The 18,972-nt window shown below is 57.2% G+C and carries 18 protein-coding genes; 11 read left to right on the forward strand and 7 right to left on the reverse strand.

Features of this window, described 5'->3' with window-relative positions; all coding sequences use genetic code 11:
* Positions 1-60 precede the first annotated feature (60 nt).
* The 3 genes from QRN50_RS24890 to QRN50_RS24900 all read left to right on the forward strand — a co-directional run bounded on the left by QRN50_RS24890 (position 61) and on the right by QRN50_RS24900 (position 2,723).
* Positions 61-525: a CopD family protein gene (locus QRN50_RS24890; RefSeq protein WP_024640010.1), complete on the forward strand. Its 465-nt coding sequence runs from the start codon at positions 61-63 to the stop codon at positions 523-525.
* Positions 526-705: 180 nt separating this feature from the next.
* The gene (locus tag QRN50_RS24895) at positions 706-1,665 is read left to right on the forward strand and encodes a nucleoside-specific channel-forming protein Tsx (RefSeq protein ID WP_024640009.1); all 960 of its coding nucleotides are present in this window, start codon (positions 706-708) and stop codon (positions 1,663-1,665) included.
* Positions 1,666-1,691: 26 nt separating this feature from the next.
* Positions 1,692-2,723 carry a purine-nucleoside phosphorylase gene (locus tag QRN50_RS24900; protein WP_058822839.1) on the forward strand — a complete coding sequence of 344 codons (1,032 nt, stop codon included), beginning with the start codon at positions 1,692-1,694 and terminating at the stop codon, positions 2,721-2,723.
* A 66-nt stretch (positions 2,724-2,789) separates the two neighbouring features.
* Here the strand turns inward: QRN50_RS24900 and QRN50_RS24905 are convergent, their stop codons facing one another.
* Together QRN50_RS24905 and QRN50_RS24910 are read right to left on the reverse strand one after the other, a co-directional pair.
* Positions 2,790-3,548 carry a hypothetical protein gene (locus QRN50_RS24905; protein ID WP_003418460.1) on the reverse strand — a complete coding sequence of 253 codons (759 nt, stop codon included), beginning with the start codon at positions 3,546-3,548 and terminating at the stop codon, positions 2,790-2,792.
* Entirely contained in the window at positions 3,541-3,816 is a 276-nt protein-coding gene (locus QRN50_RS24910; protein WP_024661130.1) for a DUF1145 domain-containing protein, read from the reverse strand. The genes QRN50_RS24905 and QRN50_RS24910 overlap by 8 nt, the downstream gene beginning before the upstream one ends.
* 220 nt (positions 3,817-4,036) lie before the next feature.
* On the opposite strand from QRN50_RS24910, the gene QRN50_RS24915 reads away from it, so the two are divergent.
* From QRN50_RS24915 to QRN50_RS24935, 5 genes are all read left to right on the forward strand, one after another.
* Positions 4,037-4,534 (forward strand): DUF6231 family protein, encoded by a 498-nt coding sequence (locus QRN50_RS24915; protein WP_024661131.1) that lies wholly within the window; start codon positions 4,037-4,039, stop codon positions 4,532-4,534.
* Between the two features lie 311 nt (positions 4,535-4,845).
* Positions 4,846-5,133 carry a hypothetical protein gene (locus QRN50_RS24920; protein ID WP_024661132.1) on the forward strand — a complete coding sequence of 96 codons (288 nt, stop codon included), beginning with the start codon at positions 4,846-4,848 and terminating at the stop codon, positions 5,131-5,133.
* Positions 5,134-5,201: 68 nt separating this feature from the next.
* Positions 5,202-7,103 carry a hypothetical protein gene (locus QRN50_RS24925; protein WP_239986856.1) on the forward strand — a complete coding sequence of 634 codons (1,902 nt, stop codon included), beginning with the start codon at positions 5,202-5,204 and terminating at the stop codon, positions 7,101-7,103.
* A 136-nt stretch (positions 7,104-7,239) separates the two neighbouring features.
* On the forward strand, positions 7,240-9,369 hold the full coding sequence (locus QRN50_RS24930) for a TcdA/TcdB catalytic glycosyltransferase domain-containing protein (RefSeq protein ID WP_024661134.1): 2,130 nt from the start codon (positions 7,240-7,242) through the stop codon (positions 9,367-9,369).
* Positions 9,370-9,780: 411 nt separating this feature from the next.
* Positions 9,781-10,254: a YchJ family protein gene (locus QRN50_RS24935; RefSeq protein WP_003402315.1), complete on the forward strand. Its 474-nt coding sequence runs from the start codon at positions 9,781-9,783 to the stop codon at positions 10,252-10,254.
* Between the two features lie 141 nt (positions 10,255-10,395).
* Here QRN50_RS24935 and QRN50_RS24940 read toward each other — a convergent pair whose 3' ends face one another.
* Positions 10,396-12,831: a TonB-dependent receptor gene (locus QRN50_RS24940; protein WP_003402314.1), complete on the reverse strand. Its 2,436-nt coding sequence runs from the start codon at positions 12,829-12,831 to the stop codon at positions 10,396-10,398.
* 111 nt (positions 12,832-12,942) lie between these two features.
* The gene (locus QRN50_RS24945; protein ID WP_003402313.1) at positions 12,943-13,494 is read right to left on the reverse strand and encodes a hypothetical protein; all 552 of its coding nucleotides are present in this window, start codon (positions 13,492-13,494) and stop codon (positions 12,943-12,945) included.
* Between the two features lie 117 nt (positions 13,495-13,611).
* On the opposite strand from QRN50_RS24945, the gene QRN50_RS24950 reads away from it, so the two are divergent.
* Positions 13,612-14,103: an LEA/WHy family protein gene (locus tag QRN50_RS24950; RefSeq protein WP_003402312.1), complete on the forward strand. Its 492-nt coding sequence runs from the start codon at positions 13,612-13,614 to the stop codon at positions 14,101-14,103.
* A gap of 9 nt (positions 14,104-14,112) precedes the next feature.
* On the opposite strand, the gene QRN50_RS24955 is transcribed toward QRN50_RS24950, so the two are convergent.
* From QRN50_RS24955 to QRN50_RS24965, 3 genes are all read right to left on the reverse strand, one after another.
* Complete coding sequence (locus QRN50_RS24955) at positions 14,113-14,442, reverse strand: hypothetical protein (RefSeq protein ID WP_003402310.1); 330 nt, start codon at positions 14,440-14,442, stop codon at positions 14,113-14,115.
* A gap of 190 nt (positions 14,443-14,632) precedes the next feature.
* A complete protein-coding gene (locus QRN50_RS24960; protein WP_003402309.1) occupies positions 14,633-14,881 on the reverse strand; it encodes a DUF1654 domain-containing protein in 249 nt (82 codons plus the stop codon).
* Between the two features lie 128 nt (positions 14,882-15,009).
* Positions 15,010-15,666 (reverse strand): LexA family protein, encoded by a 657-nt coding sequence (locus QRN50_RS24965; protein ID WP_003402307.1) that lies wholly within the window; start codon positions 15,664-15,666, stop codon positions 15,010-15,012.
* 158 nt (positions 15,667-15,824) lie between these two features.
* On the opposite strand from QRN50_RS24965, the gene QRN50_RS24970 reads away from it, so the two are divergent.
* Both QRN50_RS24970 and QRN50_RS24975 read left to right on the forward strand, forming a co-directional pair.
* Positions 15,825-16,025, forward strand: coding sequence for an SEC-C metal-binding domain-containing protein (locus QRN50_RS24970; RefSeq protein ID WP_032607517.1), 201 nt, complete (start codon positions 15,825-15,827; stop codon positions 16,023-16,025).
* 244 nt (positions 16,026-16,269) lie between these two features.
* Entirely contained in the window at positions 16,270-18,744 is a 2,475-nt protein-coding gene (locus QRN50_RS24975) for a penicillin acylase family protein (RefSeq protein WP_096127402.1), read from the forward strand.
* The last annotated feature ends 228 nt before the right edge of the window (positions 18,745-18,972 follow it).

An 18,972-nucleotide genomic window follows, 5' to 3' on the forward strand; every position in this document is an offset into this window, starting at 1 on the left:
TAGTTCTGAGTGGGCGCTATCATAGCGCGCTAAATCCATCCGCGCAGAACGGAGTGTCCGATGACCGCTTTTTCTACTGTCTATACGTTGCATCTGCTGGCTGCCCTGGTGTGGGTTGGCGGCATGTTTTTCGCCTGGATGGTGTTGCGCCCGGCAGTCATTGCAGCACTTGAAGGCCCTTCTCGCTTGAAAGTGTGGGTCCAGGTGTTTCCGCGCTTCTTCGCCTGGGTCTGGGCTGCGGTGGTGCTGCTGCCGATAACCGGCATCGGCATGATTCAGCTCAACTTCACCGGCTTTGAAACCGCGCCGCGTTATGTGCAGATCATGATGGGCCTGTACGTCGTCATGGTTGCGCTGTTTTTGCGTATCCAGTCATTGCAACTGCCTGAGCTGCGTCGCGCCGTGGAAGCCGAACAGTGGGCCGAGGGCGCGGCAGCATTGGGCAATATCCGCCGCCTGGTCGGCATCAACCTGATGATCGGTCTGGCCGTGGTCATACTCGCCGCTGCTCGTCCGGGCCTTTGAGGTAAAACGGAACATCACGGGGCACTGGCGGTGACACCGCGCACAGCTTGCGGGCGTTTTCCTGCCCGATCGGTCATCTTCTGCACCTGATATCCAAGGCATTCAACATCTTGAAACAGTTTGGCATGGGCTGTGCAAACGCTTGCGATCAGCAGTACGCGCCCACGAAAAGGAGCTTCAATGCCACAGCCGCCATTCACTCGACCCGCAACGCCCTCAAGATTTCTCATGCCTCTGCTGTTCGCCGCCGCCGCGGCGCTGCCCTGTACCAGCGTCCTGGCAGCACCCGCCACCGCCGAAGACTCGGCGCAAGGCGAAGCACTCAGCCCGCCCGCCTCGCCCAAGGAAGGTAAAGGCGCGTATTTTTCAGACTGGTTCAACCAGGACCTGACGCTGATCGGCAGCAAGGACATCAGCTTCGGCCCCAAGCCCAACGATGACATCTATCTGGAGTACGAATACTTCGGCCGCAAAGGGCCGTTCGAGCTGTATGGCTATGTCGACGTGCCGAAGATCCTCGGCATCGGCAATGATAATGACAAAGGCGTCTGGGACCATGGCTCGCCGCTGTTCATGGAGCACGAGCCACGCGTCTCGATCGACTACCTCGCCGGACGCAGCCTGGCCATCGGCCCATTCAAAGAATGGTACGTCGCCTTCGACTGGATCTATGACCACGGCAGCAATACGGCCAACCGGGCCAACACCCTGTACAGCGGCCTGGGCACTGACATCGATACCCACTCGCGGGTCAATCTGTCGGCCAACTTCTATGGCCGCTACCAGTGGGAGAACTACGGCGCCAGCAACGAGTACTCGTGGGACGGCTACCGCGCGCAGCTCAAATACATCGTACCGATCAGCACCTTCGACAACGGTGCGTCGCTGACCTACATCGGCTTCACCAACTTCGATTTCGGCTCGGACCTCAAGAACGATCCGGCACGCACCGGCAACTCCACGGTCGCCACCAATGTGCTGCTTTATGCCTTCACGCACCTGCGCTTCACCCTGGTTGGCCGTTACTTCCACAACGGCGGCAACTGGCAGGACGGCAGCGAGCTGAACTTCGGCGATGGCAACTTCCGCGCGCGCTCCGACGGCTGGGGCTATTACGCAGGCGTGGGTTACCAGTTCTGAACCTTATTATGACGACAGGAGTTTTCATGAAACACACCACTCGCAACACGCTCTGCGCCACGCTGGCATTGCTCAGCTCTGATGTCTGGGCGGCTACCGCACCGGTGGCACCGGTCACACCCAAGGTCATGCTGATCGCGATGTTTGCGCCCGAAGCACAGAACTGGATCGACCGGCTGCACCTGACCAAGGAAATCCAGGTGCCCGGCCTTGCCGCCGAGTACCCGGCCATACGCTGCAATGATCAGGACGTGTGCCTGCTGGTCACCGGCATGGGCCAGACCAACGCTGCGGCATCGACCCTGGCGCTGGCCCTGTCGCCGCAATTCGACCTGCGCAAGACGTACTTCATTGTCGCGGGCATTGCCGGCATCAACCCGCACCGCGGTACACTCGGCACCACGGCCTGGGCGCATTATCTGGTGGAGTTCGGCACGCAGTGGGAAATCGACTCCCGCGATGTGCCCAAGGACTGGCCGACCGGTTATCTGGGCATCAACACCAAGGGCCCGAACGAGAAGCCGCCGCTGGACTACAAGACCGAAGTCTTCGAGCTCAACCCCAAGCTGCAGGCCAAGGCGTTTGCCCTGTCGCACAAGGTGACGCTCAGCGAGAGCAAGGAATCCGCGGCCTGGCGCGTCAAATACCCTTATGCGCCGGCCAACCAGCCGCCGCAGGTCACGCAGTGCGACACGCTGGCAGGCAATACCTGGTTTTCCGGGACGCGTCTGAGCGAGCGTGCGGAAGTCTGGACCAAGCTGCTGACCGACGGTAAAGGCGAGTATTGCACCACCCAGCAGGAGGATAACTCCACCTACGAGGCTCTGTTGCGAGCCAGCAAGGCCGGCAAGGTCGATGTCAATCGCCTGGCTGTCGTGCGTGCGGGCTCCGACTTCGATCGTCCGTATCCGGGTTACAGCGAGGTGGACAACCTGCTCAAGTACGCCGATCAGGGTGCCTTCGTCCCGGCGCTGGAAAACCTCTACCGCACCGGTAACCCGCTGGTGCAGGCGATTGTCGGCGACTGGAAGAATTGGGAAAAAGGCGTACCGCAATAATATGATGTGAAGCGATTCGCGACTGTCCGGATCATGGCCTTGCACCTGATCCGGACATCTCGCAGATTACAGACGTTGCAGGATCAACGCGCCTGCCGGTCCCGGAGCACCTGGCAGACCGGGCTCACCCTGTCTGCCAGCCTTGCCGCCTTCAGCGCGGTAGACGATACAGCCCTTGGACGCACCGCCCTTGCCTGCCTTGCCGCCTTCGCCAGCCTTGCCCGCTGCGCCACCCGCGACATTCACCTTGATGCGTTCGGCCGGATAGCTCTGTGGCAATTCGAGACGAACCTGCGCGCCCGCAGCACCATCGTGGCCATTGCCGCCGCTGTCGCCGTTATAACCACGCCCGGCCTGGCCCCAGGTGCAACCAGGGTCTTCGCCCGTGCCGCCGTCCAGCCCGGCATAGCCTGGGCTGCCTGCACCACCGCGGGCGTCAATCGACAGTTCTTCGGCATCCAGGCTCTGCAGGCGCAGGGTCAGGTTGCGTCCAGGCCGTGCCGGTTTCTCGAACGTACCCGGCGCGCCCCGTGCGGTGATCTGGCTGCCGGTGCCGAACTCACCATGCAGCACCACCATATTGAACGCCTGCACGCCAGGGACGATGGCAATTCGCGCTTCGTGCCCCAGCACCAGCTCGCCAATCTTCACATCATCGATACCGGCCGGGATCAGCAGAGTGCCGTAATCGGCCACTTCAAGGCGCTCGACCTGCAGAACGCTGCTGTTGCCAGGCAGACGCATCAGCGAGTGCGGTGCAACGATAATTGCCTGGGCCATGGCCAGAGGGCTGAACAATGCTGCCAGCAGAACGAGCTTACGCATGAGTGTGTCCCCTGACCGGACGGCCGATGGATTGAACGTGAAAGATGCCGAACAGGATGATTTTGCCCCGGTCGCGCCACGGATGCCGGCGACCGCGCAGGCTGCCGTTGAACAGGATCAGTTCCAGCAAATGAGTCAACAGCAGTACCGCGCCGGCCATGTCGATCATCACGCCAAGCGGGCTGGGCGCCTCAATCGCCGCGTTGACCAGCACCACCAGCCAGAAGCCCAGCATCAATATCTTTCCCAGCCCCCAAAACACCTTCATTGCCTGCCCACCCCTTGTCATGATCCGTTACGAAATTGCAGTCTTCGCATGCTTTTCGTCGCCGCACAGTAGACGTGCTGTACGCCGAATATGCCAGCGGTGTGTTGAAAAAGATCAAGCATAGATCGTTGTCGTGCATCTGTGGACACCGGCCTTGGACTGACGGCTGTTCAGAGCCGGCCCGGCAGGCTAGTCTTGTTCGTCAACCAGAGGACTTTCAATGACCGTCGGCTACTCGAACCGTACGCCCCAACAAGCGCTGGCCGCCCTGCTCGATCGCTATGCGCCGCAACGCCTGCTGTTGATCGGCGCTCAGGCGTTCCCGGCGTTGCAAGCCTTTCAGGAGGCCCACCCGCAGACCGAGGTGGCGCTGGCCGAACCCGGTGCGCTGCCTGCCCATCTGGCGGCGCAACGTTTCGATCTGGCGCTGGTGGTCGATTGTCTGGAACACATCCCCAAGCGCACTGGCCTGGAACTGCTGGGTGGCATCCGCAACCTCAACGCCAGCCGCATCGCGGTGCTTGCCGATTTGCAGGCCTGCGGTTGGCAGGAGACCGATTTTTTCTCGCTGGCGCTGCAATGCAGCGAACGCTTCGCCCGCGACGAGCAGGTGCTGAACCTGTTTACGTACGACTTGCGTGAGTACAAACAGGTGCCCGACTGGTTGAACGCGAAGTACTGGGCCAACCCGGAGAATTTTGGAAAGTATTGGTGGTGACCCTTTGAATATAAAGGGCTTACCCAAACATGACTAGCAACGTCAATATGCCAGTGCAGGGCCAACTGTCACCAGCCTCGTCACCAACGACCCGATCAGCACCTTTCCATCTGGCATTACAGGCGCTCAGGGATCTACTACCTAAGGGTATGTCCAATGGGCTGCTCTGCCCGTAGCCTTACCCTCTCTCTTGGATCTACCGATAGGCAGACGCAGACCGCCATGCCATTCTCCAAGGACATCCTCTTGTTTACATCCCCTATAAGGGAAACGGTTGCTCCGGCGTCTATGAGTCACTTCAAGATAGCCTGATGCAACGTGCCCAAATCCTGAAGCTCATCAACGAAGAGTTGCGGATACCGGGCCGTCAACGCTCGAAGCACAACTGGCTGCTCGACCACGGTGCGGTAGACCCAGTTACGACCAAGCTCATGGGTCTAGGCGAACGTAATATAGATTGGACACCGCTTTACGTTTGCGTGGAACCCGATCCATCCGCCGAGCCACTCAAGCACTGCGACATGCTGACTTTGAGCAGGCAAGCAAGGCACACCCACTTTACCTACAAAGCCTGGAGCCCAGCCGGGCAGAAGCATTGAATGCATGGGTACCGCCATACGTGTCTTTTCCACCCATCGTACAACCAGATATAAACACGGACATAATGATGCTGATTCGAAGTCATTCTCTGCCAGCGCTTAATCTTGTCGATACGGCAATGACTGTATCAGGCGTAGAGCACCCTTCTGAAACAAGACGATTACCCGACAACTCCATATTTAAATACACCCCTTCGAGGGTGATGTTAAATAAGCTAGAAAACCTGGTTCAAAAGCTAAAAGACCCAGACTGCGAACTGGAAGGCAGCCTTCTTGAGCTCCTCAGTTTGGTAATTGTTAAAGATGACGACTGGCCCAAAAACGCTTTTCTGGTGTGGAAGCATTATCCTGATACCACGCCGTGTGCGGTCTTCAGACCCGACGAGGAAAAAAGCCGGGGAAACTACGATACGCTATCAGAAGAGCAAAAATTTCAGTGCATTGAGGTGTGCCGTGAAGGCAAAGAGACATACACAGTAAGTCAAAGGGAAAAAAAATGGGAGAGCTCGGGAGAAGACGCTTTCTTTAGAGTTATGCTTGCTGTCAAGGCGGATGCACCGACAGATACCATAAGCCCTAAGCAAGCTACGGAATTTAAGGAGCAGCTGTACAAAAACTTACTTAATCAGTACGACTCTATAAGTACATCTATTCAACCTGGCGCTTCACCTCTTATGTCACTCGATCACGTCAACCCTGCAAGGGCCCCGCTACAGGTAAATAACCCTCCCATTCAACTGAAGTGCAACCCCAGATGGGCCAATCCTGAAACAAGGCCAGCGTGTAAGTATTCACCTGTCAAAGTCTCTGAATCAACGAGCAAGGAGACCATGGACAGTATGCAGGCCGTGCTTGACAATCGGATAAACGAATGCAGGAAACTGGCCATGGACCGAGCCATTCCGGGAGACGGCAGTTGGTTCTCGTTTATAAGAGGGCCTCAACTGCACGAGCCACATCTTAATAAAGCTACTGTTCCTGCTTTTGTTATAAGCGGCGGCAGCGCGCATAAGCTGGCGGCAGAGCTTACCAAAGACTATAGCTTGGCATGGCATCCCAAAAACATGCGTGGGGCGCGTGGGCGGCGGGCGGAACCTATCTATCTTCTTGTTCATAAAATGGATTACCCGACCTACGCTTCCACGATGAAAGAGGTGATCGAACACTATCCGAATCTGCATCTTATTGGCTGGGATGGTGGAGGTTTGACAGGTTTTGGTGCCGCTCGAGCAGCGGCCTTGGCCTTTGCCGATACGCTGCCCTACCGCCCTGAGCGGATAATGATGATCGACCAGGATGTCGTGAAGACAGAACAGACCAGGCACACGAATCCAATCATTAAAAACAAGGTGGAAAGTCTGCACCAAACGATAGAGCAGCCTATCGTGGGCTACGGTGTCGGCTACCCGACGCGACAAGCAACGCCTTCACCCTTCAGCAAGACACCCACGCCCAGACCTTCGGATCTGGATGGCCCAGCTGAGCAGTTTGTGTCCATTCGCGCCCCCTTCCTCCGAGAAGGAGATGGCATCTACCCCCCTTACATGGTGGCCGGCGGAGAAGACATGCTAATGAGTAAGCAATTGAAGTTGAGTAACGATCACCGTAACGTAGCTTTGCAGCAAGAAATGATTATTAAAAAGGAACTAGAAGGGCCTGCAGACAGGCCGAACCCTTACTGGGATAAGGGTCGAATCAATACTCTAAAAGCACTCTTCGATGCTGAAAAAAATATAATGATTGAATTTGAAGGTCAACACATCAACCTTGACACCCTCTTGAGGAAATTTGAAGCCAATGGCTGGATCTCTTCACATCCAAGTGACGAATCCTATAATGTGGCAGCCTGTATCGTCGAGCGAATCATCTTGCGTTTAAGCAATGATTTGGCTCGTAAAAATATTCAACACCCATCAGTATCTTCTTCCTCCAACTCACTCAAGACGGGTGAATCGCGTCCTGTATCGTGAGCGCATCAGCGAAGTGTATGTTCATATGAGTATCTTGTTGAGGTGCGCCTGTAGCTGAATCACGCGCGCGTCGTTACAACAACTTTTTGTCAGAAATCATTGCCTCTCTTTTTTGAAAATACGTTAAGGAATTTGAATGAAAATCCAGAACAACCTGGGTGTGTACGCGCCTGCCCAGCCCTCAACCTCGGGCATCGAAAAATCTCAAACGTCTAACGCGTTGATGGACGTATATCCCAAGAAAGACTTCAAGGTCGTTCCGTCAAATATTCATATGGTCTGGGTCGGTTCTCAACCCGGCGACAAACAGCAAGAGTATGTACGCCAATGGGCAAAAAAAAATCCGGATTGTACCGTCATGCTATGGGTTGATGCCTCGCAGTTCAAAGCTTACGAAACCAATAAAATCACTCGGCAGCAAGCAGAGAACGTGTTCCCGGAGTATCAGTCAGAGAAGCTGATGCGTGGTCTGTTCAGTCAACTTGAGACGACGCTTGATACGTCCGGCAGCGTGTCGAATCTAAGCGCACAAAAACAGGCTCTGAGTGAATTGAACAAAGAACTCCTGGCCGAAGGTAATGAGTCCTTGAAGCAAAACGTGCTACCTCACGCCGCGGAAGTGACCTTACATAATGCACGATTGGCACTGGCCGCGTTCAAAGAACACACCGCCAGGCATGATGATAATTTTTTTCAGGCTGAGAGGATTATTCTAGACCAAACCGTCAAGTCATGGGATCGACTGACAACAAATGCAACCCGTGACGTTGTCACGTTGAATGAGTTGCAGAAAAAATTCCAGGGTATTAAAAACGTTCAGATTCGCGATTTGAGCAATTCGAAAGACATCCGACTCAAGAACAAGGACGCTTATCAGCACGAAATCATCGGGCGTAATGGTGCCTACCCAGCCGCATCCGACATTGCTCGTTACGAGATATTGCACGAATACGGAGGTGTGTATGCAGATATCGATCTGGAGTGCATGCGGCCGCTAAGTGGAGTATTGCACGCGCACCCGGACCTAATGTTAGTAGGTTTGGCGCAAGCCAAGAGCGAGGCGTCCGGTAGCACGACCCCCTATTTTGCGAACGCGTTACTTGCGGCACACCCTGGCAGTAAAATGCTTTCCGACTTTATCGATAAAATAGGTGAGGACTACAAACGTCTGAAAGGCAATGAGTTCAGAGGGGATCGGTATTTCAGTCGTCCTAATAAAAGCACGATTGAAGCGACCGGCCCTAACGGATTGCGCGGTCACGTCGATGCGGTAATACGTAAGGCGCAGGGGCTGTCATCGTTGATGCGTGACGACGCGGTGTCGTTATCGGAACGTATCTGGGGGCAGGATCTATCTCAAAACAAAGACTTCTGGTCATCGTTGAAGACGCACTTCAATTTCCCGGAAAACTACGTGAATTTTGAAACTGACGAGCAACAGAATAGTGCTACCAAGGCCATGGCCGGGGGGGTGACAAAACAGGCTAGCGCAGCACAAAAAACCTCATTGCAAAACACGATAGTTATCTCTGGAGTACACAAGAGTGTTTCAACAGAGCGAACAGTGACCACTGAAAAGGTCGCAAGCTTGATTCTAAAAAAAGTCCAGGAAAAACGACAAGCTGGCAAGCCAGTCATCATCTTCGTTTCCGGACCTTCGGCGTCCGGAAAGTCAACGCTGACTAAAGCGCTGGAACAAGCAGAGTTGACATTTGAGTCGATCAAAACTGACCACTTCTTGAAGTCTTTCTCGGAGCTGAGTAAGCACCCAGGCAATCGAGGTCCAGTGACAGACTGGGCGGTCGTTCACGGGCATGTCGACTCCTTCAACAGAGAGCTGGCAACGCGAGTGATGGACAATATATTGAGTGGCAAAGGCGCCACTTACAGCCTGCCGAGCACCTATCGCGAGGGGGTTATGATTGGAGGCTTTCCGCGAGGGGAGCGCGATTCTGATGGACCCTATAAAGAAATTAGATTGCCTGTCTGTGACACTTATTTAATTGAAGGCATCTGCACACCTCATTTGATCAAGGATGCGGCGCATGTCGTAGTGCGCCTCGACTGTGAGTTCGAAGAAACAGTTAAAAGACGAGCTAATCGTGGTCACGATGAGTCGATTCCGGCCGAAGTCAAGGTAGCTGAAGACAAAGGCCAGTATTTAGCATTCCAACAGGCAATGAACCAACTGGAGATTAGACCTGACATTCATCTGGACTCATCCGGAATGAATCCTGGACAGTTTCGCTTATTCAGAAATTCATAACGAAATTTTGGTCCTGCAACAAAAAAGGCGTCCCGAAAGACGCCTTTTTTTCAGCACCCCAATTGACACCCTGCCGGCTGCCTGTCTGGTCTGTGTGGTTGCCCATCTGGTCTTGTGGCTTTACGGGCACCTCAAACGGCCTTGACGAAAAATACAGAATATTTGGGAGTGATCACCTAATTGCTTCTACTCCCGTGTGCCCTCGCGCAGGTCCGCGCGGGCTAATAAGGCCCCCAAGAAGGCGACCCAATGGGCACCTTAGAGACTCGCCAACTGTCACCAACGCTGTCACCATGTCGTCACCAGAAACCTTGAGGTCCCCTATGAACCCCACTACGCCAGGGCCTCCATCAGTCGTCTCTCGGTTCTGGGGCCAACCCGGAGAATTTTGGAAAATACTGGTGATGAATCATGAGTAGTGCTATTTGCCCGTGCGGCAGCGGTGATCTGTTGCTGGCCTGTTGCGGCCATTATCACGCTGGCCAGCCTGCGCCGTGTGCGGAAAAGCTGATGCGCTCACGTTACAGCGCTTACGTGCTGGGACTGACCGATTATCTGGTGGAATCCACGCTGCCGGTGCAGCAAAGCGCACTGGACCGTGAAGCCATCGCTCAGTGGAGCGCGCAAAGCACCTGGCTGGGGCTGGAGGTGGAAAGCGCGGAAGTGTTTGGCGGCAAGCCTGAGCATGCATTTGTGACCTTCACTGCTCGTTGGCACGATGGCAACGGCGAACACAGCCACAAGGAACGCTCGTCGTTCGTGCAGAATCAGGGCCGCTGGTACTTCATCGACTCCACCGTCCCCCTTAAAGCCGGCCGCAACGATGCGTGCCCGTGTGGCAGTGAGCAGAAATTCAAGAAGTGTTGCTCCGGGTATGTCGTTTGAGCGGGTCCTAAATCCGAACCGCACTGCCCACACTCGGTAGGGACGCAGAGCGTCCAGAACGGCATACGACGCAAAGCGTCCTGCGATAGTCGGGATTCTCGTTCCGCACGCGTCAGCAGTCAGGTCGGCGTGATGCCGCGATCAAAACTCCAGCTGTGCCGAAAACGCGACGGTGCGTGGGTCGCCCAGGTAGCTGCTGTTGAGCCAGTATTCTTTGTTGGTCAGGTTGCTGACGTTGACGCGCAGGGTCAGGTCGTTTTCTGCAAGGCGCAGGCGGTAGCGGGCTCCGGCGTCGAAGGTGGTGAAGGACGGCAGGTCGTTTTCGTTGCTTTGATCGGTGTATTGCTTGCCGGTGTAGAACGCCCCGCCGGTCATGGCCAGGCCTGGTACAGGGTTGATGTCGTATTCGGCATAGACCTTGGCCAGTTGCTTGGCGACGTTGGTTGGCACGTTGCCTTCATCCGCCGCGACACCGGTTTTCTTGATTTTCGGGTCGAGCAAGGTAAAGCCGCCCACCACGGTCAGTTCCGGGATGACCTTGCCGGTGACGCTGAATTCCAGGCCGTTGTTCTCCTGACGTCCGTCCACGACGTAGATGTTCGCGCCTGTGGTGTAGCCGTTGGGCTTCTCGATGTTGAACAGCGCCAGGGTCAGCAGGGTTTCGCCCAGTGTCGCCTTGGCACCGATTTCGTATTGTTCGCTGATTTCAGGCGCAAACGCCTGGCCGGCATTGGCGGTGCCGCCAGGCGCGACGCCGCCCGATTGCAGGCCTTCTATATACGTCGCGTAGGTGGTCAGCCACGGCAGCGGTTTATAGACCAGCGAGATGTTCGGCGAGGTCTTGCTCTCGTTGTAGGTGGTCTCGGTTTCGGCGGAACCGAACGCCTTGGCGTAGACGAACTCGTTGGCGTAGGTTTTGATCTGTGTGTTGGTCACACCCAGGATCGCCGACCACTGCTCATTGAAAGTAATGACGTCACCGATCAGGACGTTATTGCTTTCCGAACTGTTGGCCAGGCGCTGGTCGCCATGCCCGATGGAGTAAGACGGTTTACCGACCTGAGGCGTCTGGTCCAGCGGTATCGTGCCCACCGGCGAGGTGTATTGCGGGCCTGGCTGATCGGGCGTGTACGGAATGTGATCCTCGTACTGTTTCTGCCGTGAGGTATTGCCCTGATAGCCCACAGTGACCTTGTGACCGATAAAGCCGGTATCGAACGCCGCATCGAGGAACAGCGAACCGGTCTTTTCTTCGGTTTCAATCGGCGCGAAGGCATACAGCGGCTGCGAGTAAAGGCCCGCGCTGTAGACCGTCGGCCCGGTGTAGGTGTTCTCCGAGGTGTACTGCTGGGCAGCGAAGGCCGCGCGCAAGGTGAACGTGTCGTTCAAGCGCCACTTGGCACGCACGCCGGCCTTGTCGGACTCGTAATCGGAAAACGACCACTTCTGGCTGTAGAGCTTGTCGTTGTCCAGCGATGCCGCGCCGGGGCGCAGGGATTGGTCACCGAAATACCAGTAACTGGTCAGGCCGCGAATTTCGGTCTTCTTGTGCGAGGCGTCGAACTGCACCAGCAGGTCGTCGGACACGTTCCAGTCCAGCGCCAGGGAAATCATCTCGCGGCGACGCTTGTTCAGATCGACAGCGGTTTCGCCATCCTGAGTCAGCACATTGAGGCGATAGGCGAATTTGCCCTCGCTGTCGATCGGCCCGCCGAAGTCACCATGCAGGTAGTAATTCTCACCCCCGGCATTGCCCAGGGTGACGCTGTTGTAGCGTTGATAGGTCGGGCGCTTGAGCACGTAATTGACCAGCCCGCCCGGCGAGGCCGGACCATACAGGAAGCCGGTCAGACCGGTGATGACTTCCAGCTGCTCCATCTCTTCCATGTAGTTGCTGCCGTCGGCACCGTTGGTGAAACGCAGGCCATCATTGGCGATGTTCAGGCTGCCCGCGCTGCTGAAGCCTCGAATGTTGACGGCACTGGCATAACCGGCGCTGGTCGGCGAGTACATCTGGGTGAACGGGTTGTGCTTGATGACATCGTCCAGCGAGGTGGCCTGGATGTTTTTCAGCAGCGCCTGAGGCGTTACGCTGATGGAATAAGGCGCGTCCTGCAGCCGCATGCCACCCAGCGCGCCGACACTGCTGACGTTCTCGCTGCGATAACCTGCGGCTTCCGAGCCTTCGAGGGGCGTGCTGTTGGCGTTGATGTTCACGTCCGACAGGTTCAAGGCGTTCTGTTCCATGACCATCAGCGTGTACGTCCCGGCGCTGCTCTGCACCAGTTGCAGGCCGCTGCCACGCAGAGCCTCGCGCAAGGCCGTGGCCGCATCGAAATTGCCTTTCACCGCCGAGCTGGTCTTGCCGGCGACCAGCGCCGGGTCAAGACTCAATGCCAGGCCACCCTGGCTGGAGATCTGATTCAGCGTAGTGGCCATCGGGCCTGCGGGCAGATCATAGGCAACCACGCTGGCCTGCTGCGCCGCCATCGACAGCGGGCTGGTCAGAGGCGTGCACAGGGCGATCGCCACGGCCAACAGACTGGGACGCAGAAGGGTGTCTAACGAACGGGACATCGGGCAACTCCTGATGGAATACTTCTCAATGCCTGTTAGCCGGACGAACGCTCGAAAGTAACAGGGCTGATTGAAAATAATTCCGTTTCAGGAATCAGCTGACTGGCAGCATCATTCCGGGATGATCTTCAGGTGCGACGTATCGGGCGCCTCCTGCGCCTCGGCTTTTTCGACCTGGCCCATGTCGCTGCCCAGCGGGGCCAGGCTCAAACGCGAGAGATCCAGCAGCGGCGCAACAGGCTGAGGCTTGCCGGGCAGCAACTCGACGCCCGCTTCTGCGACCGAGTAATCCGGCGCATCGACGTCCACAAAAGCCGCCATGTAAGCGTCGCGCGGTTTGATCTGCAAACGCCCCGGACTTACCGAGGCTTTGCGCAACCAGTTCGGTGCGTCGGGCGGTGGCGCCAGTTCGACCTCTTCCATGGGCGGTGGCGTGTTCATTTCCAGCACACGCACCAGCGCGCCTGCGCGCTCGAGGGTGGCGCGGTATTTCTCTGCGGTTGCCGCGTCGAGATTGTTTTTCAGAACCAGTCGGCGCCCCGAGAACAGCAGGTCCAGACGTTCGGCATCTGCATTGAACAGCTTGCCAAGGTTAGCCCTTACCTTCTCGGGTTGTGCTCCAGCGACCAGTTCGGCGCTGAAGACAATTTCGTAGAGATTCATGGAAGAAGACACCAATATGCACGTCAGTAAAAGTATGGCGTAGCGTCAGACAGCGCAACAAGCGCGTTGCCCTCGACCGTCGAGTTGGTAGACTCAGGTGTCAAAGGGAGCACATCCATGTCTTTTCAGGCGCACATTACAAGAATCATAAGCCTTGCGTTGATCCTGTTCGGGCTCAGCGGATGCTCGCTCCTGAGCTTTGACCGCGCTCAGGAACCGGAAGTGCATTTGCTGAAGGTCCAGGTGGTCAAGGCGAGGCTGACACAGCAGGATTTCAAGCTGTACTTCGAAGTTGATAACCCCAACGAAGACAGCTTGCTGGTGCGTGGCCTGAAGTACAAGATCACCCTCAATGACATGGTCCTTGTCGATGACACGTTCAGCGACTGGTTTGTCGTCGACGGTAATAGCCGCAAAACCTTCGTGGTGCCGATTCGCACCAACCTCTGGCGCTACGCACGGTACATCGCTCAACTGCTGAAAAAACCTGATGAGCTGATCCATTATCAGCTGGACGGCAAGCTCAAGACCGGAATCGTGTTCAGGCACAACGTCCGCGTCGGCACATCAGGCGATGTGCTGCCGCAAGACCTGATCCAGCGCCGATGATCATTCAGCCTATCCGCCCAGCTTGCCCTTGATCAGTTCCAGAAGAAACTTCCAGATGTCCGCGGCCCACAATGCCCGGTTGACGGCACTGATCAGCGCACCACCGAACGAGCCCAGCAGAAACCCCACGCCCGTGGTGTTGCGCGGATCTGCGATGCCAAGGTAGTCACTGGCGATGCCGGTGAGGAACACCGCACAGGCCACACCGGTCACCAGAAAAACCAGCCAGGCACGCCAGTCAAGCAGACCTGCCTTATGCCACCAGCCAGAAATGATCGCACCCACCAGACCGGCTACCAGCCATTCGCCTCGGTCTGCCAAACCATTCAAGATATCCATCACTTCTGACTCCGTTCAAGAAATACAGCCGTTCACGAACACAGAAAAATTCAGACACTGGGGGACCTGCCGGGGGATTGCCGCGGCGCCGGCACCGTTCAAAAAACTAAAAATTAAGCATGCTTAAAATCACAGGCAAACGTGCACCATCAACCCACCGGGCTATCGGGAGAGCAACGGAGGCTTGAGGTCAGTTATCGATGTAGCGCTGCCAGCCGATCCTTACCGAACCGTCTGGCTGACGGTCAATCTCGATGCCTTCGGTCTCTTCGATTTCCTGCAGCACCACGTTCCAGCTGTCCACGGGCTCATCATCACGACGGGCGACGATGACCCACTGGGTCTTTTGAACATTGGGCGCGGATACCAGCCGTTGAATGCGCTTGCCGATCTGCTCGTAGGAAGACCTGCCTGCCGATCCATTATCATTGCCAGCCATGACAGCCTCCGAGGCATGACTGTATATAAATACAGTATTCCAGCTGTAGGAACCTCGCAAGCATTTCGTAGGACGCTTCCTGACGAGCATTTTCGGTGAAAACGCCCGCAAGCCTTGTCAAACAAGGCTTACAGCTTGCCGGTCATCCTCACCGCCACGCCGATAATGCGACAGTCGGCACCGCATTCGATCATTTTGTACGCCGGGTTCAAGGGCTTCAGGTAGCGTGTGCCGCCGTCCTCGACCAGCTTCTTGAACGTCGCCTCGTTGCTGGCGGGCAGCTTGGCGATCACCAGCTTGCCGGGCTGCACATCGGCCTCCGTGTCCACCAGAATCATCATTCCTTCCGGCACACTGACGCCGGTGGGCGCGGTCATCGAATCGCCCTTGACCTCCAGCCAGAACGCCGGCCCCTTGGAGTCATAGTCGGAGATTTCATAGCGGTCGGAAAAACCGTCGGGGTAAGGCTGAACCGCTTCCTCCCAAGAGCCTGCCGACACCCAGCTGATCACCGGATAACGGAAGGACATGTCCGGCTGATCGATCAGCGCAACGTTGGCGTCGAAGGCAGGCGCTTTTTCCGGTCCCTCGCCAATCGCCAGCCATTCGGCACGAAAGCCCGTGGCCCGCGCCAGTGCGTAAAGGTTTTCCGGCCGCAGGCTTTTGCTTTCCCCGCTGATCCATTGGGTAACGGCAGAGTTGGCCACGCCGCACTGGGCGGCAATTTCACCTTTCTTCAAGCCACTGGCGGCGATTGCCCTGGCGATACGTTCCTGTCGGGTCATGAGTCGGCTCTGCATAGGGGAATAAAGAACGCTGAAAAACGCTCGACTGAAACTAAGCATACTTAAAAAATGGCGCTGTGCGAATCGCAATATGCCGATACTGCTTGGCCATGATTTACGGGATAATGCGCGCCAGATTTAATTGCGGAGTAAAACCGATGAACCAGCAAGACCATGTGCATGGCCCCGATTGCAACCATGATCACGATCACCACGACCAGCAGCACGGCCATGTACACGGCCCGAACTGCGGTCATGCCCATCAGGAGCCGGTGCGTAATACCCTTAAGGATGTCGGTCGTAACGATCCCTGCCCGTGCGGCAGCGACAAGAAATTCAAGAAATGCCACGGCGCGTAAGGCGCGGAGCATTCTGACGACGGCCTGCATTGCAGGCCGTTTTCATTTGAGTGTGCTGCATGCTTTCAGGTAGTGATCCAGGGCATGTAGCCATGGCTGCAATGTGGCGCAGAGCGTGGCGAGCGAGAGGCGTCTGGCCAGCCTCTGCAAAATCCTGAAATAAACTACCCCGTGCCGCTTGCGTGCGGCTTGCCTGCTCTCTAACGTAGCGACTTTTGTACGTTACCCCTCCAGGAGCTTGCCCATGGCCTCGCCAGCCCTTCGTCATTTTCTACCCCGATTCGGCGCTGCCGCTGCTGCGGCGAGCTTCCTGAGCCTTGCCGGCTGCCAGTTGGGCGGCAACGATCCCGAGACCGTGCTGCCTGTTTCCGGGACGTTCCCGCTCAAGGGGCTGGCGCAGAACGTTTCCGTGCGCCGCAACAACATGGGCATGCCGCTGATAGAAAGCAGCAGCTACCACGATGCGCTGTTCACGCTGGGCTACGTTCATGCCGGTGATCGAATCAGTCAGATGCTCGGCATGCGCCTGCTGGCGCAGGGCCGTTTGTCGGAAATGGCCGGCGCGGATGCGCTGGACGTCGACCGCCTGATGCGCTCGGTCAACCTCAAGCAGAATGCCAGCGACCTGTACAACGCTGCTTCGCCGCGTTTGAAACGCTTCTTCGATGTCTATGCGCGCGGCGTGAACGCCTACCTGTTCCGTTATCGCGACAAGCTGCCTGCCGATATCGCCAGCTCGGGCTACAAGCCGGAATACTGGAAGCCGGAAGACTCGGCGCTGATCTTCAGCCTGCTCAACTTCAGCCTGTCGGTCAACCTGCAGGAGGAGCTGTCGGCGCTGGTCCTGGCGCAGAAAGTCAGCGCGGACAAGCTCGCCTGGCTACTGCCGACCTACCCTGACGAAGAATTACCATTTGCCGAAGCCGACAAGCTCAAGGGCCTGAACCTGAACAATCAGGTCACCGGCCTGAGCGATCTGAACAGGATCGCCCTGCAGCTCTCGGACCTGAACATGCTCGGCGTCGCGGCCTCCAGCAACTGGGCCATCGCGCCACAACGCAGTCGCAACGGCAAAAGTCTGCTGGCCAGTGACATGCAACTGCCCGCCGGGCTCAATTCTGCCTGGAGCTTCGTGCAGATCCGTGCACCGAAATACCAGGTGTCCGGTGTCACCATCGCCGGTATGCCACTGGTACTCAGCGGTTTCAACGGCAAACTGGCGTGGAGCATGAGCAACGTCAAGGGCGACAATCAGGATCTGTTTCTGGAGAAGATCAAGCGCGAAGGCAACCGCGTTTCCTACATGGTTGACGGCAAATGGCTGCCAGCGGCGGCCCATCAGGAAACCTTTCTGGTCAAGGGCGGCAGCCCGCTGCGTGAAACCGTGTACGAAACCCGCCACGGCGCGCTGCTCAACGCCTCTGCAACCCCGCCCGGCAACGGTTTGAGCCTGGCGCTGCAAGTCCCGAACTTCAAGGATGACAAGAGCCTGGATGCGTTCTTCGATCTGTCCCGTGCACCTAACGTCGAGAAAGCCTTCGACACCAGCCGCGAGATTCGGGCGATCACCCTGAACATGATCTTTGCCGACGCCTCGAACATTGGCTGGCAGGTCACTGGCCGCTTCCCGAACCGCCGCGAAGGCCAGGGCCTGTTGCCTTCGCCGGGCTGGGATGGCAAGTACGACTGGGACGGTTTTGCCGACTCGATGCTTCATCCCTATGATCAGGACCCGCGCCAAGGCTGGCTCGCCGCGGCCAATCAGCGCACGATTCCGAAAGGCTACGGCATGCAGCTCTCCAACTCGTGGGGCTACCCGGAGCGCGCCGAGCGAATTGCCGAACTGGCCAACGGGGGCAAGCAGGACCTGCGCAGCACCATCGCCATGCAATACGACCAGACCACGACGTTCGCCGCCAAGCTCAAGAGCATGTTTCAGGCGCCCGGCATGAGCAAGCCGCTCAAGCAGGCCATTGATGCACTGCCCGAAGCCGATCGCAACAAGGCCCGTGAAGCGTTCACGCGCCTGATGGCGTTCGATGGCAAGCTCAGCGCTACTTCAGCTGATGCGGCGCTGTACGAGTTGTTTCTGCAGGAAAGCGCCAAGCAGATTTTCCTTGATGAGTTGGGTCCGGAGACCAGCCCTGCCTGGCAGGCACTGGTCGCCAACGCCAGTTCGTCCTACTCGCCACAGGCCGACCACTTGCTGGGTCGCGATGACAGCCCCTATTGGGATGACGTCAAAACCCCGCAGGAGGAAGACAAACCGGCCATCCTCGCGCGCAGTCTGGCGGCCGCCATCACCAGCGGCGACAGCCTGTTGGGCAGCGATCACAAGGCCTGGCAATGGGGCAAGCTGCACCGTGACAACTGGGCCTCGACCAGCCCGCTGGCCAAGCAGTTGGGTGGCGGCGAGTTCAACCGGGGCGCCACGCCGACGGGCGGTGATCACACGACGCTGAACGTATCCGGCTTCGAGTGGGGCAAGGGCTTCGACGCCCGCATGGCACCGGGTCTGCGCATGATCGTAGACTTCAGCCTGGTCGAACCGATGACCGGCCTGATCAGCACCGGCCAATCCGGCAACCCGGCCAGCCCGTACTACGCCAACAGCATCGAGCCGTGGCAGAAAGGCCAGTACCAGTCGATTCCGGTGCAACAACAGAACTACGAAAAGGGCTACGGCAAACAGCGCCTGACGCTGACGCCGGGCAAGTAAGCGCCGAAAACCGGACGCAGAGCGTCCAGAACGGCATACCCACGCAGAGCATGGGCACGATAGCGTTCTTCAGTACACCTATCGTTCCCACGCTCCAGCGTGGTAATGCAGTTCGTGACGCTCCGCGTCACACGGCAGTGTTTCTTTGTCAGGTAGATTGGGGTTCGACTCAAGTCACCTTTTCGCCCCTCGGCGAGTTACTTTGATGAGGCCAAAGTAACCAAAGCC

Origin of the sequence: Pseudomonas sp. MEJ108, assembly GCF_030208985.1 — a bacterium.
GTDB classification, from domain to species: domain Bacteria; phylum Pseudomonadota; class Gammaproteobacteria; order Pseudomonadales; family Pseudomonadaceae; genus Aquipseudomonas; species Aquipseudomonas fragariae.